This window comes from Micromonospora olivasterospora, assembly GCF_007830265.1.
GTDB lineage: Bacteria > Actinomycetota > Actinomycetes > Mycobacteriales > Micromonosporaceae > Micromonospora > Micromonospora olivasterospora.
Map to the genome: position 1 here is coordinate 164,222 of NZ_VLKE01000001.1, position 18,774 is coordinate 182,995.

Consider the following 18,774-nt stretch of genomic DNA (forward strand, 5'->3'; position numbering starts at 1 on the left):
GTTTCGCGGAAGTCATCGGGGTGCTACGTGACGGGACCGACGAACACCTCACAAGATCCACTTGCCCGGATCCACCCCTGACTCGGCGGTAACTATTCGGCGATCCGCTCTGAGCTGGCAAAACACCATCCGGGTCGACATGTCGTCCCAAATCCCGGTAGCACCGATCGGTGAACGAACCGTCGCGGTGTTGAGATTGGACCCCACTGCGGTATCTGGACTGTTACGGGGACACTTCTTTTCGAGGAAAATTTTCACCTGCTTGAGCCAGAGCGACGTCCGGATCCGTTCAACCTGTTGGGGTAAGCCGGCGCGACAGGAGGACAGCGTGGAGGACCTGGCGGGGTACACGGTCGCCGTCCTGTCGGAGCGGCGTCGACACGACCTCGCCACCCTGCTGGAAGCCACCTCGGCGCGGACGATCAACGTCCAGGCGGTCCGCTCGGTGGCCCAACCGGTGGCGGAGGCCGTCGCTGTCGCCACCCGCACCTGCGTGACGAGACCGGTGCACGAGGTCATCGTGTCGTCGGGCCTGGGCCTGCGGGCCTGGCTGCGCGTGGTCCGGCAGACCGGCCATCTCGACGCGCTCCTCGACCGGCTGACGCATGCCCGTCTGCTGGCCCGCGACGGGCACGCCGCCGACACGCTGCGGGACCTCGGCCTGAGCCAGATCTGGGCGACCACCTCGACGACCACCGAGGATCTGTTCCGCTATCTCCTCGCCCAGCCGATGATCGGGCGCCGGGTGGTGGCGCAGATAGAGTCGGAGCCACACCGGGAGTACTGCGAGGCCCTGCGCCGCAACGGGGCGACCGTGGTCGAGGTCGTCACCAACCGGTTTCTCCCGCCGCTGCGGAGCGACGTCCTGCGCCGGCTGTGCGGCGTCATCATCCGGCGGCAGGTCGACGCCGTCGCGCTGACCGGGGCGACCGCCACCGAGAACCTGTTGCGCCAGGCCGAGGCCGACGGCGTGCTCGGCGAGGTGCTCAACGCGCTGACCGCCGACATCGTCCCGGCCTGCCTGGGTCACCTGGCGGCGGAGCCGCTCCGGGCGTTCGGCCTCAGCGCGTACGTGGCGAACAGTCCCGCCCTGCCCGACCTGGTCAAGGTCCTGGCGGACCAGCTTCCGGGACGGTCGCTCCAGCTCGACGTGCAGGGTCACCGGATGGAGATCCGCAGCCAGGCGATGGTGATCGGCCACCAGGTGATTCCGGTCCAGCCCGGCCCGATCTCGGTGTTACGGGCGCTGGCCCGCCGTCCGGGCCGGGTGCTGTCCCCGGCCGAGATCCGGGCAGCCACACCGAGCTGGGCGGACGTCGACGACCACGCCGTCGAGATGGCGGTGTCGCGGCTGCGGCGGACCTTCGGCGACACCCCACTGGACGGCGTCGACCTGATCCAGACCGTGATGAGGCGTGGCTACCGGTTGGCGGCCTGACCTGAGGGCTCAGTCGTCAACGGGGTGGCGGTCACCGGAATCGCCGGCGGCTGTTCGCGCATGACGTAGAGCCCCCTCTCCACGTCCACGAGCAGGGTGCCCTGCGGACCGTAGATGACCGCCGTGACGTCGTAGCGGTACTGATGGAACGTCCGCTTCGCCTCCACGTTGCGCTCGTTGACCTCGCTCATCTCGGCCGCGTGGGCTTCGCCGTCCTCGTGCTCGACACCGAAGCCGTCGCCGTTCCAGCCGAGCTTCCTGATGCCGGCGGGAGCGCCACCCTGCGGGCCGAACGAGAACTCCCAGCCGGAGGACGAGTCGCCCTTGTTGATCGGGCCCGACTCGTTCTGCTGGTATCGCCGGGCCTTCTGCGCGAAGGCCAGCGGTCGGCCGGCCTTGTCGACATAGATCTCCGCCCGCCGGATGTCCAGCCCGAGAGTGATTCCGGGGCCCGGAACCTGGTAGCGGTGTTCGAGCAGCGACTCGAGGCGAGATCGCAGCATCATCTCGGACGCGTGGTGTGCCATCAAACGGTCGAGATCGCTGCCACCGTGCCCGCCAGGCACTCGCCAGGAGCCGTCGACGCTCAGGTCCAGGCCCTGACGCAGCCGCGGCGGTTGGGTGGTCAGCGCCGCCCAGCGTTCGAATTCCCGAGCCACCCGGTTCAGCCGCCACGGATGGAGGTTGCGGTCACCCACCAGGTCCGTGTTCAAGCGAGGGCGGGTGGGGCTGGGCTCCGCCCATCGAGGTGTCGGCCGGCCGGCGCCGGCCTGGGCCGGGGTCGGAGCCGGACCCAGCCCCTGCCAACTCCCCGGCTGTTCGGCCGTCGGCCTGGTCAGGTATCGCGGCACGATGAGCCGGACGTCCCCGGTAACCTGAATCTGCTCCTGCCAGCCGAGCCCGGGGAGCTGGTGCCAGAGGTCGCGGACCGACCGTTCCAGCTTCGGCTGCCAGAGGCCGGCGAGCCAGGCGCCGCCGAACAGCACGTTGCGCGCTGAATCGCGCATGAACGTGACCGCTTGGGGCAGCTCCGTGGTCAACGTCATCTCGATGGTGAAGTCCAACGGGTACTCGAACTCGTGCGACTCCTTGGGTCCGGTCCGGAAGATGTCCTTGGGCTCGGACTGCATGCCGCGTTCACTGGACTCCGCACTCTCCTGCCCGTAGTCACCAAACCCGCCGAGGACCCCCCTCTGAGCGATCCACGCGCCACGGCCAGAGAAGCTGACCTCCCCACCCCATGAGCGGCCGAAGGTGTCCGTGTTGGACTGGGCGTCGTGCGTCTCACCACGCAGGGTGAGGCTGACCTGCTCTCGCGGGCGGTCGCTCGACGGCGCGGCGGCCGGGGTGGCGCTGACCCGCACCCACAGGTATTGCGTGGTGTGGTAGGGCGTGGGCACCGGAAACCAGCCGTACACGCCCTCGCCGGACAGCGGAAGGTACTGCGGCTCCAGGTTGCGGGAGGAGAATCGCTTCACCAGCGCGCGCCGCAGGTGGTCGGGGATACCCTCGCCGGAGGCGAACAGGCCACGCTGCCGCAGCCGGTGCAGGATCGTGTCCAGCACGGCGTTGGCCCGCAACCGCTCAGGGTGCCCCACGGCGGGCAACAGCTCAGGGTCGATGATCTCGCGCGATGACGCCGAGTCCGGCGCCTGTGTCCGGGGACGGTCCAGCCCCAGGTCCTCGGCCGCACGATCGGTCGCCAGGAGATCCACCGCGTCGTCGACCTCCAGGTAGACGGGAGCGGTGGCCGTGGTCTCGCCGTCCCTGGTGCGCAGGGCGGTGACCTCGAAGACCGCCCGGCCGTGATAGGCGTGGACGACGTCGTTGTAGGTGGCCCGGGTGATGTCGATGGCGCCGTAGTCCTTGCCGTTCGAGCCGCCGAACGAAACCCCACCCTCGACGTACAGGCCACCGCCGACACGGCCGCGCTCGTGGGCCTTGTCCGAGTCGCCGCTGTCCGAGTCGCCCTTCTTCGCGGTCGTTGCGTGGTTGAGATACTGGCCCCCGACACCGGCCTTGCCGCCGAAGCTGAACCCGTTGCTCGTCCCGGCGGCGTGACTGATCGCCGATTGCCGGTACTGCTCGAGTTCGACACCGTTCGCGCTGTCGATGGCGTCGCTACTGTACTGGTAGGTCAGGCCCGCCGCGAAGAACCGCTCCCGGACCCGGACGGTCTGCTGGTACCCGTCGTGGGCGGGCAGTTGCAGTTCCCACCCGTGCTCCTCGACCGCCTCCGGGAACCCGCCGGCCAGTTCCGAGCCGGCACCGAGATCGAAGATGGCGTCGGGCCAGTTCATCGGCTCGTCGAACCACTCGTCGGAGAGGCCGTTCACCTGCTGGTACAGCCGCGCCGCGGTGGCCGGCAGCTCGGGCACGTACCGGAAGGCCGCATACAACCCGGCGCTGCCCTGGACGTCCAACGGCAGGTGCGGCGGTTGATCAGCCGGTGCCCATGCGGCCTCGGGTCGCGGGTTCGGGCGGGTCACACCCGCGCCGTCGAGCCGCGTCGGCGGAATCGCCCGCTCCTCGCCGGTGCGCGGATCACGCGGCACATGCTCGACCGGTACCGCGATGTGGGTCGCCACCTCGCCGCCGCGTCCAGCACCGATCAACCAGGTCTCGCGGGGCCCCCAGCCGCTGTCTGTCTGCTCGCGGATCGCGACCTCGAACACCGTGCTGTAGCGATGGTCGACGACGTGTCCGTCGGTCTCGGTCCGGCGGTACTCCTGCACCACCTGGCTGAGCTCGTGCTCGTTCGACCGTGCGTGCCCCGCCGTGACGCCGAGCCGGGGAAAGAACGGCCTCCCCTGGTGTTCCGTCCTGTGCTCGTTCTGATCGGACTGCTCGATGGTGCGCACCGGGATCGACATCCGGCCACCCAGGCCGCTGAGGCTGCCCTCGGTCGACCGGGAACCCGACGTGGTGGCCCCGGTCATCGCGCGGACGTTGACCGTCATCGGGTATTCCGGACTGTCCAGCAGTTCCCTCCGGTGCTCGGTCACCATGACCTGGTACCGCTGGCGACCGACCCGCACGGTGAACTTCTTCCCCGCCTGCGTCCGCGTCGGATCGGCCTCCATCGCCGCCCGTCCCACCTCCGTCAGGACGGTGCGGCTCGCCACGGCCCCGATGTCGGCGCGCCCCGACTTCTGTCGCAGCACCGCCTGCACCAGGTCGGCGACCTGTTCTGCCCCGGGCATGTTCGCCGCGATCCCCAGGCCCTGGCCGCGCCGCATGGCCAGCGCCAGCGGCTCGCGAAGCGCCGGGCCGGCGGGGGGCACGTAGGGCTGCCGCGCCTGCGGCGCCCCGAGCACCCGCGGCGACAACCGGATGGCGATCTCGTCCGCAGGTGTCGGAGCCGGTGCAGGGGTCGCGGCGGCCGGCGTGATCACCGCGCGCGGCCGCCCCGTGCCCGGCCCACCGAATTCAGGGGTGAAGACCGTCCCGAAGACACCACGCTCGAACTGCTGCGCCTCGCTCAACGGCACGCCCAATTCGCCGACCACCCGCCGGGTCACCGGTACCACCGAGGAATCGCCATGCGTGGTCACCGTGACGTCGAACACCACCCGGTAACGAGCCTGGTCTTCCTTGCGGTTCAGCACCGTGTGGTTCAGGACCTTGCCGCCCACCTCCAGCGCGGACTCCCGTTCGGACTCGCCGCCGAAGCCGAACGAGAAAGCGCCGGTCGTCCTGTCGGCGGCCTCCTCCCGGCCACCCGGGTCGGTCGCCGCGTGGGTCAGTCCGAGAAGCCCCACGTCCGCCTCGAGGCCGGCGCCGCTCGTACCCGACACCTCCTCCCCGGAGGTCGCGATCACCCCGAGGTCGTCTCGTACCGTGACGCCCTCGGTGATCTCCACCAGCTGCAGCTCCCGAATGACCGCCCTCGTGGCGACGTGGCCGCGGAACCTGCCGACCCTGAGCCGCTCGTCGATCGTGTCCGTCATGTCCCCGTTCGACAGCAACCACCGACTACGGTTGCGGGTCGTCCGCTCGTTGAGCAGTTGGCGGGTGACCTTCGCGGCGACGCCCGCCGCGGCGTCGGCCGGCAGGGCGGCCGACAACACCTGGTGCCAGCCGGTCACGAGTGGGGTCAGGTCGATCGCGTTGAGCACGTCCCGGGCCTGCGGCGTCGACCGCGCCAGCGGCTCGGGTGGCGACGGCGCGAGCTGAGCTGCCCGGTTCGGCGCGGCGCTGCCGTTGGCGTACAGGGTCGGCAGGGAGATGTCGAGGAGGCCGGTCTCGACCGGCACCGACGGCCGTCCCCACTCGGCGCCGTTCACGAAGACCCGGAACGACACCCCGCTGATGAACGACGTCGACGCGATCACGTACAGCTTCCGCCCCCAGATGACGCGGGTCTCCCGGGACACCGCGTGTTGGCGATCGCCCTTGGCCGACAGCGTGGGGAGGCCCGCGATCAACCTGGACGCGCGCCCGGTCGAGATGTCGAAGGCTTCCTCCAGCCCACCGCCGGACTTGCGTCCGCTGGACACGGACGTGTCGTTGCCGACCTTCGTCGAACCGAACGAGACTCCGTATGCCCGCGGCCCCCCGGCATTCCCGGGCGCGGGTCGCGGATCGTGCGGCACGGGACGGATCCACACCAGCCGCCCGCCCGCACTGAAGGTCTCTCCGGAGAACAGCACCTGCTCCCAGTGCTCACGGTGTTCCTCGACGGCACGGGAATCCCGCTGGTCCGGTGCCGTCAGCAGCGTGTGCAGCACCCCCGACACCCGTGCGCGGATGGCCGCCTCCTGGGTGGCGGTGCCCAGGTCCAGCCGGTCGGCCGTGCCCGTCTCGATGTCGTCGGCTGCCCCGGTCGGCCACCCTGACGGCAGGTCGTCCATCAACTGCGTAACCGTGTCCGTCACCTCCTGCGGCGTCAGGTGCCGCACCGCCGAGACGCTCAGCTCACCGAGGGCACCGTCGGCGAAGTACCACGGCGTCGCCGGCTCAGGCTCCCCGGCCTCCCCCTTGGCCGCGGCCCGAGTGGCGTCGGCCTGATCCCGCTCCTCGACCGCACGCTCCCAGGCCGTACGCGCCTCGGACGCCGCATTCCGGGCGCGGTCGAGCTGCTCCTGGTAGCGCGCGACGTTCCGCTCCAACCGGGTCCGTTCCGCCGTGCGTGCCGCCGCGTCGACCGCGTCCCTCAGCTCGGCCTGGCGCCACATCCCCGCCTGCCGCTCCGCGTTGTCGGCGTCCCGCCGCTCCGCCTCGACCCGCTCGCGTTCATCCTCGACCGCCCGCAGGTCGGCCCGCTGCCGCTCGTCCTCCTGCCGCCGCGCGTCCTCGTCCGCCCGTACCCGATCAGCCTCCGCCAGTTCGGCTTCCCGCCGGCCCTCCTCCCACCGCCGCTGCGCCTGCTCGGCCAACTGGTCGTCGGCGCGCTGCGCGTCCTGCCGGATCTTCGCCGCCTCCGCGGCCAGCTCGCGCTCCCGCGCGCGCCACTGCGCTGCCGCGGCCGCCGCGCGCCGTTGCGCTGCCGTAGCGGCCGCGCGCCACTGCGCTACCGGAGCGGCCGCGCGCCGTTGCCGCTCCCGCTCCGCAGCCAGGTGCTCCCGCCCCGGGTCGTGATCCGCCAACTCTCGCCGCGCCTCATCCGCCGCGGCCCGCGCCTCCTGCTCCTGACGCCGCTGCTCCTGCCGGTCAGCCTCTGCCTGCGCGGCATCGCGTACCGCGTTCCGGACCGCCAGCGCCCGCTGTACGCCCTGCCACGTTTCCCGCCGCTGCTGCTCGTCCTTCCGGGCCTGTTCGCGTGCCGCCGCCCGCTCGCGTGCCTCCTGACCCGCCACCAGACGCTGCGCCGCCCGGGTGGCCGCCTCCTGCCTGGCCACCTCCCGCTCGCCGGCCCGCTGGGTCGCGAGCCGCTCGGCGGCCTCCCGCGCCGCGTCCCGCTGCCGGATCCGCTCCGCCGCCCGGTCCGCCGCCGCCGCCCCGCCGGCCTGCAACGCCTGTAGGCCGTCCGTCCACTGCTGTACCGCCGTCCGCCAGTCCGCCTCCCGGGCGGCGGCGTCCTGTTCCAGCGTCTGTCGCCTCCGGTCAGCCAGCCGTACGGCCCGCTCCAGCAACTGGTGCCCGCGCCGTTCCGCTGTTGCGCGCTGCCGTTCCAGCTCAGTAACCCGGTCCTGGGCCCTGGTGAGCCGCTCCCACACCGCACGCTCCGCCGCTCGCGTCTCGTTCCCGTCACTCAGCGCCTGTGGTGCGGGCGCTGGCGAAACGGCCGCGCGCGCGGCGACCTGTCGCGCCACGTCCTCCCGAGCGGCGGACAGCTCGCTCCACGCCGCGGCGAGGTCACTCTCGACGGCAGCGGCCGTGTCCCGGATACCGGCCAACTCCTGGGTCAACCGTTCGACCTCCGGGGGGTTCCCGGCCGGCGTGGCGTCCCCATCGTCGATACTGCCGCCCGTCGCGGGGGACGCGGGGCCGCCGCCCCCGGCCAGGTCCAACTCTTCCGGGATCGTCACGATCGCGTTGTCGCCTACCGTCGACGGCGCCCGCGGAACACCCACCCCGTTCGTCGTCGCCACGAACCGCAGCCGACGAGGCTGGGCAGGCCCCCAGGCCAGTCCACCTCGCTGCCCGTCGAGGAACACCACCTTCCCGTCATAGGTGCGCATCACGTTCACGGCATGGGATATCTCGTCGCCCTCACCGGTCGTCACCAGCACACCGCGGGCACCCGGAGCCGCGGCGGTCATGACCTCCACCACCGCCGCGTAGTCGGCTGCCTCCACCAGCGGCCGGCCCGCGTACCGCTCCAGCCATGCCACCGGGCTGGCCTTCTCCGGCGGCACCCGGTGCCCAGCCCCCTCAGCCAACGACAGGTCGGTGCCGATCGCCGCCAACACGCAGTTCGTCTCGAAGTCGCCACCACGGTAGGGATTCACCCCGCCCAGCCACGGGAACCGACTCAATGCCTCGGCCTGCGACAACCCGCCCGGCAACAACTCGTCCTCCACCGCTCGGCCGGCCAGTTCGGCGGACGCCGGACGCGGGGACGGGACGTGAACGACGACATCCGCCCGGCGGAGGTCGTCGGGCGCCGCAACTCCGTCAGACCTGGTGTCGCCCAGGTCACGGCCTAGAGAATCCGAGGTGATCACGATATCGGCCGCCGTCACATCCTGCCCGCCTTGGAGCAGCGCGGTCAGGTCCTGGGCCAGGTGCCGCCTGAGGACGTCGCTGACGCTGTTTGCCCGTTCCCACCCGGTGGTCACCGCGCTACCGGCCCACAGGCGGGTGCCGTTGCCGTATCCGGTGACACCGAGAGTGGGCATGGGAAGGTCGTTGTCGTGCCGCCATACCGCGAGCTTGCTGGTCTGCCGCGTAACCGATCGCAGCTTGTTGAGTTCGACCGGTCCCGGAGTCTTGGACCCTGGATCGAAGCTGATCCGCATCGGATCAGGATCGGTGGAGCCGCCGACGACGACCGTGGTGAGGGGGTTGGATTGCTCGACCGGCACGCCGGCGTCGTAGAGCACCGCCTGCTGCTCGTGGAAGGTCTCGCCGGGGCGCTGGCTGAACATCTTGAAATGCCACGTGTCGCTCGCCCGCGGCAGATCCATCAACCTCGCCATCGCGGCGCGAGCGGACCGCCACGCCGCCGCATCAGACCCGTCCGCCTCGGTTCCCGGCCTCTCGACGACGCCGAGTGCCTCCGCCAGGTCCAGTCTGCGTTGCAGCGCGTCGACCGCCTGGGGGTCGCCACCACCATCCGCCAATGCGCGTTCGAGCGTCGCCTTGACGGTGTCGAACCGACCGCGATACGCGGCCCGTGTTCGTTCGATCGCCTCGTCGACGGCACGTCTGCGCTCACCGACACGGGCGTAGTTCTCCAAGGTGATCTGGGTCTTTCCGTCGGCGCTCTGCGCGACGACCGCCGCGAAGTGGTAGCCGTAGGCGTCGGCGACCGTGCCGCCACGGGCGAAGTCCGTCGTCATCGAGGCTTCGCCGTCGGCGCCCTGAGACATGATGGTGCTGGTGGCGTAGGCCTCGCCGATCCTGGGCCAGGCATGTTCGTTGATGCCGATCCGCCTCGCGACCTGGCTGAGTCTGGCGTGCTCGGCGCGGCTCGCCGGATCGTTCCGGAGCGCGGCACCGTACGCGGCACCAGGAAGTGGAGGTTCTGTGAAGCCGCCGGTCAACCGCCGGTCGGCCGCGATCCTGGCCGTCGCCCATTCCGGGTCGACGGCGGCGAGGGGGAGGTCGCCGGCAGCGACGGCAGCCACCCCCTCGGCGAGATGATGCACACCCAGCAACTCCCGCCCGTTCCCGGCGTCGGTCGCCGCCAGGAGGGTCCGGCCCTCGCCTCGGAACACCACCCCGTCGGGTACGCCACCGAGGACGACGCCCGCGAAGTCGACGCAGACGTCCGGCGGGGGGTTGTCGAAGTCCGCGCTCACCTTGCGGAGTCTCACGGGTCGGCCACCGTGGTGGACAGTGACGGTGACGGCACTGTCCACCGTCAGCCTGACGTTGGCCCCGGCCCTCGCCAGCCCGCGCCGTGCCGCGTCGATGACCTCATCGGTCGCGTAGAACTCCGTCGCCTCGGTCACCGGGCGGGCGCCGCTGACCGAGGCGATGCCGTTGATGGCGAGCGTGCCGTCGTCGGACAGCCGCAGCGGTGGATGCCTGTGGGCGACCACCCGTTGTGCCGGAACGTGCGCGGGAAAGTCCGCCACGGTGGGCCGGCTGTCCGGGCTCGTGCTGACGACGCTCAGCTGCTGGTACGACCGGAACGGCGCCCTGTTCTGAGCCGCGCTCAGGCCACCGGACGATGCCTCAAGCTGGTACGCGCTCGTCGTTCTGGGCGTCGGCCGGGGGTGTGGCAAGGGTGTTCTCGTCAGCCGCGGCCGTTCGACCTCCGGCGTGCTTCCGGTCGGCGTCGCGTCCGCCGTCGCGGGTGGCGTGGCGCCGCCACCTCCGTTCGCGGCGGCCCGATCCTCGGCGTCGACCGGACTGCCGGGGTCAGCTGGAGGGGGCCATTCCTCCGGTACGGTATCCAGCCTGGGCGAGTAGTCGGATCCGGAAAGCTCGAACTTCATCTGCTTCTTGAAGTCCTCGTAGGCGGCTCTCAGTTCGCGGTTGATCCACAGCTTGTCGTAGCGGGACATGCGGAACTCGATTTTGTCCCAGTCATCCTTGGCCCTCCGGAAGTCGATCGTCGAGCCCTGCGCGGGGAGGTCCTCGTACGAGGAACTCTCCGACGAGGAGATCTCACCGAGGGAATGCCGCGACGCGTGGTCGTCCTCGGCAACGGAGGTGTCGTGAGGGCCGGGCAGCTCGTCGGGCGACGGCGTGCGGTACCCATCGGCCGGCACCCGCGACTCCGACGGGGGGCGGGCAGCCCCGTCCATCCCGGCTAGATCCGCTTCTTTTGGGACGGTCACGGTCGCGGCGTCCCCCACCCTCGACGGCGGGCGTGGGATGCCCACGCCGTCGGTCGTCGCCACGAACCGCAACCGGCCAGGCTCGGCCGGCCCCCGGGCCAGCCCACCCCGCTGACCGTCGAGGAACACCACCCTCCCGTCATAGGTGCGCATCACGTTGACGGCATGGGAAACCGTGTCGCCCTCACCGGTCGTCACCAGCACACCCCGGGCGCCGGGCTTCGCCGCGGCCATGACCTCCACCACCGCGTCGTAGTCGGCCACCTCCACCAACGGCCGACCCGCGTACCGCTGCAACCACGCCACCGGCAACACCACGTCGGGCGGCACCTGCCAACCCACCCCGTCCGCCAACGACATGTCGGTACCGATCGCCGTCAAGATGCAGTTCGTCGCGGAATCCCGCCTCCGCGAGTTCGGACTGTCCGGGTCGGCATCACGGCCCGGGTTCACACCGCCCAACCAGTCGAACCACAACGACGCCTCAGCCGGCGACATCTGACTCGGTAGCACCACATCCCCACGCTTTGACACACCAGCAAACGCCGCCGCACCACCAGGCAACGACGACCCATCCCCGGCGCCCGACCCGTCCCCGGCGCCCGGACGCCGCCCGGTCGGCTCAGGTGCCCACTCGGCTCGCAGGATGCGCACGTTGCGCCTTTCCTGCCGGTCTCGGAGTTGTTCTATGAGCGCATCGAAATCATCGCCCCCCCTGCCCGTGTCGATGAGCCGGTAGGCGTGTCCGGATCCATCGGCGAACGGCGCCCTGACCACGACGAAAACGCCGGTGACAGCTGAACCGACCGGCCGCCGCCTCTTCCCCACCCGGAAGGTGATCGGCGTCCCAGGGGTAAGGTTCACCTTTGCCCCGCCGAACGCCGTGCCCCCCGAACCAACACTGAGAGCCAGGGGTCTGGGCAACTTTCCCCCGTGTCCCGACGACTCCAATACGTCTTCAAACGATACCGCTTCGGAAAGCTCCCATCGATCGTCCGGTTCCCACAGCGCTTTCTTGCGCAGCCGCTCGATGTCGCGCGCAGTGGGGGCCCGCTCCAGATTCAGGTACAGCGCCCGTCCGGTAGGGCTGTTTTCGGCCGCTAGCTCCACGGCTGCGGTGGGTCGACCAACGATGTCATACCCGAGTTCGAGGCGAAGCCTCTCGATGTCCGCAGGAAAGACAAACGACCTTCCGTCGACCACCACAGCCTGCGAGATATAGACCGGACGGCCGGCGATCGTTACGTCCAACTGCCCGAAATTCGATCTGGAGTCCAGGGACGTCGTGATGTGGTAGGAATCGACGAACGATGGTGGCTCGAATTCCCACACCTGGCCGGGCAGCTCCCGCAACTCCGGCGTGACACCGCCGGAACCACCGGCCATCACGGTTTCGCTCGAACCCGCGTCCGCCCGGCCCGCCCCCGCGGGTAACGAAGGCCCACCCCCGATGCGCCGACGCTTCGTGGCCCGCCGAGTTCTCGACTCGGCTCGCTCTTTGCGCCGGTCGGGTAACGCCTGCCGGCCTTTGAACTCGTTAATGAGCGCCGTGAAATCATCGGTGCTCTGGCCCGTGTCGATGAGCCGATAGGCGTATTCGGGCTCATTCGCCGGCGCGTCCGGTCTTGGGACCAACGGCGCCTTGACCACGACGAAAACGCCGGTGACCCGCTCCGATACCACCAACTTTCCTACCCGCAGGGTGATCGGCGTCCCAGAGGTGAGATTCACCTTCGCCTCACCGAACGTCGTGAGCCCGGAACCGGCACCGACATGCAGGGGGCTGGGCAATCGGTTACCCGAATCCATTGTGTCTACGAAGGACACTGCTTCGGAAAGATCCCACCGATCCGCTGGTTCCCACAGCGTCAATTTGCGCAACCGTAGGATGTCGTACACGGTGGGGGAAGGCTTGACCAGTTCCACGTACAGGTCCCGTCTGGCCCCGCTCCTTTCGGCCGGCATCTCCGCAACCACAGCGGGTCGACCAGTGACGTCATGCCCGAGTTCGAGACCAATTCGCTTCATGTCCGGGGGGAAGACAAACGAACCTCCGTCGGCCACCACGGGCGCCGGGGCATACACCGGGCGGGCGGTGGCGAAGCCGGCCCGCCCCGCCCCGCCGCCCTCGCCGAGCCGTACGCCCAATCGCCTATCGGATGGTTGTAGGGACGTCGTGATGCGGTAAGAATCGACGAACGATGGGAGGTCGGCTTTCCACCCCTGGCCGGGTGCCCTCTTCTTCAGCAGGCGAAGCTCGTCGTCAGTGAACTCGCGGTCGATCTTTCGGTAAATCCTGCTTTCGGTGCCGTCGCCCGCAGTGTACGGAATTTCGATAATTCCGACACCCTTTTCGCCGACCTTCCCGAAACTGACGTCGACCACATCTCCCAGGACAGCAACTCCATCGATACGACCGAGGTTTACCCTCCGGTGGTTCAGCGAGATGGCCAGCTCTGGGACCGGACGGCTGACCCCCATCCTCACGTCCTTGTCAGCCCGCAGCGGGGTGGTGGCGACGCGGATGGTGAATGGGTCTTCGAGGTTCGATGGGGTCTGATCTTCCCATCTGCCTTGGTCGTAGCGGTTGTTCAGGTCGCGGAGGTATCGGAGGTGTTCTGTGATCTCCTGGGCCTGATCGCGGGAGGATGTGGGGGGTTGACGGATGGCCGCGAGGTTGCGGTCGAACGTGTCCCTCCGGATGCGCGAGTAGGTGCTGTCGGGATTCTTTTCCGCCTTGGCGATCGCCACTCGCAGCAGACCGAGTGCCTCGTTGGACACGTCAGCCAGTCGCTGCTGTTCGTTGGGGTCTGTCTCTGTCTGCGAGAAGCCCACAGCGATGCGGGCACCGCCTGGGTCATGAGATTGGGCGAGGAAGCCGGCCGACAACTGTTTGATCGCCGAGTCCACTTTCTCCTGCAAGTCCGGCGCGACACCGTCGGACCCACCGGCCATCATCGTCCCGCTCGGCCCCGGCCCGTCCACCTCCGACAGCGGGTCCAGAGACTCGACCAGCGCGCGGCTCTCCGGCGGCGACGCTGGATCAAACGGCGCTGGCAGATCCAACCCTGCCGGCAGGTCCGGGGAGTCGACCGGTGCACTGATCACCGGCGGCGCCCCTCCCAGGTCAAGCGCCGGCGTCAGATCCCTTGGACTGCGATACGACACCTGCCAACCGCCGCCCATCACCTCCTCGGCAGGCAGCTGCTCACCCGCACCCGACCCCGAAGGCGACCCGCCCCGAACGCTCGGCCCATCCTCGATGCGCGGACGATGCGCGGCCCGCCCAGTCGCCGACTCGGCTCCCTTTTTGCGCTCGCCGGGCCTGACCCGCCCCCGCCGCAAGCCGGTCAGCCTCAGGCCAATCTGCCGGTCTTCGAGCTGCTTTATGAAAGCATCGTAATCCGTCTTGCCCGTGCTGAAGAGCCGGAAGGCGTATTCGGGTTCGGAAGCGGGCGCGTCCCGTCTTGGGACCAACGGCGCCTTGACCACGACGACAATCTCTTTGACGCTATCGACAAGGCCGTTGACGACATTCTTTCCGACCGGCCGGAGCCGCTCCCCCACCCCCAAGGTGATCGGCGTCCCAGGGTCGAGATTCACCTCCTGCCCGTCTAACGTCTTTGCCGATTTTCTGCCGATACTAAGACGCAGGGGATTCGGCAATCGCCTTTGCGAGTCCATTGTGTCATCGAAATATCTCACGCGGGAGATATCCCACCAGTTCCCGCGTTCCCACAGCGACGATTTGCGCAGCCGCTCGATGTCGTCGAAGGTGGGGGCAGGCTTGACCAGTTGCAGATACAGGTCCTGTCCGGCCCCGCCCTTCTCTGCCGGCATCACCACGACCGCGAGGGGTCCACCATCCAGGCCATACCCGAGTCGGAGAATAACCTCCTTCATGTTCCCAGGGATGACGAATTGAATTCCGTCGGCCGCCTTGACGGCTGGGATACGGGGGTGCTGGAGTTTTTCGCCTTCGGAACCCTTGCCGAACTTACAGCTCAATCGGCCCGTATCGTGCGCAAAGCCCGCCGCGATGTGATAGAAGAGGCCGACCGGCGGCTCGTCGAGTTGCCACGCCTGGCCGGGTGCCTTGTCCCTCAGTTCGGCCAGCTCGCTGTCAGTAAATTTGCGGTCGATCTCTCGGTAGGCAAACTTTTCGACGCCGTTGGCCAGGTACGGGATTTTGACAATGCCGACACCCGTCCCGTTGTCCGACCCGAAATCGATAGCTACCATATCGCCCGGGAGGACCATGTGGTCGACACGAGTGAGTTCCACGTCCTTGCCGCCCAGCCGGGTGAGCAATGCCGAGTACGCGTGGCTGCCGGCGTGAACGTAGGCGGGGATACGGAGGGTGAACGGGTCATTGAGTTTCCATCGATAGTCACCTTCCCAGTCGCCGCCGCTGCTGAGGGCGTTGAGGTACCGACGGTGTGCTGCAAGTTCTTCGGCTTGGCGGCGAGGGAAGGCGGGGCGTTGGCCGATGGCCGCGAGCTCGCGGTCAAATATGTATTTCAGGAGGGACCGGTGACGCTCGGTAAATTTCTCCTCTGCCGCGGCGATTTCGGCTTTCAGTAGACCGAGCGCCTCGTTGAAAAGTCTATCCCGTCGCTGCTGTTCGCGATCGGATATCAAATTCCGCGGGTAGCCACTGGCGATGCGGTCGGCGATGTCGACATCGTTTGGGTCACGAGGTTCAAGGATGATGTAACCACCCTTCCACCACACGACCGGGTGTCGGATGGCGCCGCCATCGGACGGCGGGCCGATGTCGTACGGGTCGCCGAACGGATGGTGGATCCGCATCGGCTGGTCCAACCCCTTGGCCAGGACGTGGAGAGCCACACGCGCGACTTCGTAATCCGCAGATCGGGTGTTTGCGATCTTGTCGAGCCAGATCCGGTGCAGGGCATCTCGTCGCTGCTCGGACATATTCTCCGGATCCGGATACGGAAGAAGCTCCCTGAACCTCGACGATCCGCCCAGGGCGAGTTCCTCGGCCAGTTGGCGGGCCAACCATCCGCGCAATCCAGTCTGGGTGGTGATGCCTTTCTTCCCCAACTCTTCCCGGTAGGTATTCAACACCGACTCGTTGAAGGCGTGGCTCGACCTGAGATCGATTTTCGCGGGATCGAATTCGAACACCTCGCGCACCCACTTGCCAAACGCCGCCTCGGCAGCGGTTCCAGCTAACTTCAAGTACCTGGTGGCTGCTTCCACTTCCTTTTCCCAGTCCGGCTTCTGCCCGCCCGACGGCGACCATCCCGAGCCGGCCGCCGGTGTCGTCAGATCGAGCCCTGCCAGCGGGTCATCCCACAGAGAAAGACGCTCCGGGTCAAGACCGGACGGGTCGCCTTCCGCTGGGCCGGACGGCTGTCCGTCTTCGTCGGAGCCGGCCTGGGGGTGCCATTCCATCGCCGCCGCCCACCCCGGCAACGCACCGGACGACAGGTCCAGAGAGCTGGTCTCCTCCTGCATGGCTTGGGACGGGCCGCGGGGTGGGGTGGTGGAGGCGAGCAGGATGGCGTTGGGGTCGATGCTGGTCGTGGTGGTGGGCTGCGGGTGTGCGGTGGTGCGGTCGGGAAGGAGGTTGGTGATGGTGGTGGGTCGTCCGGTGTTGTCGAACGCGGCGAGTCGGGTGCTCGATGCGAACAGGTGCCGCAGCCACGGGTCGGTGGTCGGGTCGGGTGGTTCGGGTCGGTCCTCGGCGCCGGGCACCAGGCCGTCGCGCACCTTGATGGTCGGTGGTCCGGATGGTTGTGGTTGGCTGTGGAGGGCGAACACGTGTTGTGGTTCGTTGGGTGGTGCGACCCTGACCACGACCATCGAGCCCGGTGCCGCCCGTAGGGCGGCGAGTACGTCTTCTGGTGTGACTCCGTCGGGCCAGCCGTCGGGGTGGGCGACGTGTTCGGGTGTGGCGTCGAGGATGTCCAGGAGTTGCGGCCAGCTCGTGGTGGGGGCGAGTCGGCCGTCGGGTCCGATGATCCGGTCGTCGGATACCGTCCGGTTGCTGGGCCGTCCGTAGGCGGTGGTGTAGGCGTCGAGGGTGGCCTGGACGCACCACCACCACGGGTCGCGGCTGTTGTCGGGGCCCACCGGTGTCTGATCGATCCAGTCGGCGACCCGCTGCGCGGACTCGGCCGCCGCGGCCGGCCCGGTCGCCGCGACCGCCGGTTCCGGTGCCGTGCTGGCCGGCTCGCCGCGTCCGGCCGGGTCACCACCGACCGAGTCGCCCAACGAGGACACGTCACTGAACGGATCCGGGTCCCCGCTGTCGGGCTTGGCCGGGTCGCGGCTGATCGGCTCGTCCAGTGAGGAGAGGTCACTGACCGTGAAGGTGTCGTCGGGCCTGCCATCGCGGCTGAACAAGTCGTCACCGGAGGCGGACAGGTCACTGACCGATGTCCTGTCGCTGGTGTGGTCGTGGTTCCACGTGCCGTCGGTCCGGGGGGCAACACCACCCGGCACCGTAGTACGGGCGCCGGCCGCATCCGGCGTGCCCGGAGTGCCCGGAGTGCCCAACGCACCCGGCGCGCTGGGTGTGGCCGGCACACCGGACGTGCCCGGCACACCGGGCACGGCCGGCACGCTGGGCGTGGCCGGCACGCTGGGGGTGCCGGGCGTGGCGTTGCCGGTGGCCGGGGCGAGTACCTGGTGGTATCCGTTGACCCAGTCATGTCGGAATGAACCGGCGAGGGTGTCATGGTTGGCCGGTTCGACGCCGTACTTGCGGGCCAGAGCGGTCAACTGGGTTTCTGCCTGGCTGGTCGCTGCTGCGGTGTGCTGCTCGGGAGTCACCGGCAGCATCGGCAGGTCGGTAGGCCGGTGTGCCGGGGTGTCCGTGCCGGAAGGGGTGGTGTGTGGTGCGGTGGTGTCGGGGATGGCCGCGGCCGTGACCCGGGCGGGCAGGTCGGTGACCGCCTGCCGGACCACGTCCGCCACGGCGTTGACCTGCGCGGCGTCGGGCCTGACCACCGCAGCCGACGGCACGACGGGCGGCACGGCCAGTGGTGCCGTCAGTGGTGCGGCGGGTAGTGGAGTGGCACCGAGGATCGCGTCGAGGCTCCGGTCCACGTGGGCCCGCACGTCCCGCTCGACCGCGGCGCGCACGACCTCCGACGGCACCGCCGCCGCCCCGGCGCCCCCCGGCACGCCAGCGCCCCCTGGCGGGACGACGCCGCCTGGCAGGGGGGCGGTCGCCGGTGCGCCCGTGGTGAAGTACTGGTCGAGGTGGTGCCCGACGGCCAGGTGCGCGATCGAACGCAACGCCTGCCGGTCGAACTCCGCCGGCAGCGCGGCGACAACCTGCTCCGGACGTACCGCCGCCGGGATCTGCCCACCCGCCGGGACCTGCCCCGCGAGGGTTTCGGTGATCCGGGCGACCGCCCGCTCCCGGACACCGAACAGGAACTGGTCGGTCAGGGCGGTGGCGGGCAGACCGACCTGAGACAGGAAAACGGGCACGGCCGGATCGTTCTGCCGGGCGTCGGCCCACTCGGTGAACACCTGATCGACCGGCACCGGAAGCCCGGCCAGGAACTGCCGCGCCTGCCCCGTCCCGGCCAACAACCCACCGTAGCGGTCCGCCAGTTCCTGCTGGAACCGCTGCCACTGCTCCACCACCGGCCCACCCGCTGCCGCGACCCACTCAGGCACCGGCGCAGCCGGCACCGACCACGACGGCACCGACCACGACGGCACCGACCACGACGGCACCGACAGATCCAGGTGCGGCGCGGGCAGGTCCAGGTGCGGCGCGGGCAGGTCCAGGTGCGGCGCGGGCAGGTCCAGCGCCGGCGTGGGCAGATTCGACGCCGGCAGCAGCGGCACGGGCGGGGGCGGCGGGGCCTGCCCGCCGGTCACCGCAGGCTTCGGGTCGTCAACCCCAGCCTCGTACCCCGCGGACGTGTCCCCACCCACCGGTGTCGGCCCCAC

At 69.4% G+C, this 18,774-nt stretch carries 2 protein-coding genes; one reads left to right on the forward strand and one right to left on the reverse strand.

What is annotated here, in order from left to right:
* The first annotated feature begins 328 nt into the window (after positions 1-328).
* The gene (locus JD77_RS00625; RefSeq protein ID WP_170286334.1) at positions 329-1,438 is read left to right on the forward strand and encodes a uroporphyrinogen-III synthase; all 1,110 of its coding nucleotides are present in this window, start codon (positions 329-331) and stop codon (positions 1,436-1,438) included.
* Here JD77_RS00625 and JD77_RS00630 read toward each other — a convergent pair.
* Entirely contained in the window at positions 1,420-17,949 is a 16,530-nt protein-coding gene (locus tag JD77_RS00630; RefSeq protein WP_145772580.1) for a toxin glutamine deamidase domain-containing protein, read from the reverse strand. The genes JD77_RS00625 and JD77_RS00630 overlap by 19 nt on opposite strands.
* Positions 17,950-18,774: the final 825 nt, after the last annotated feature.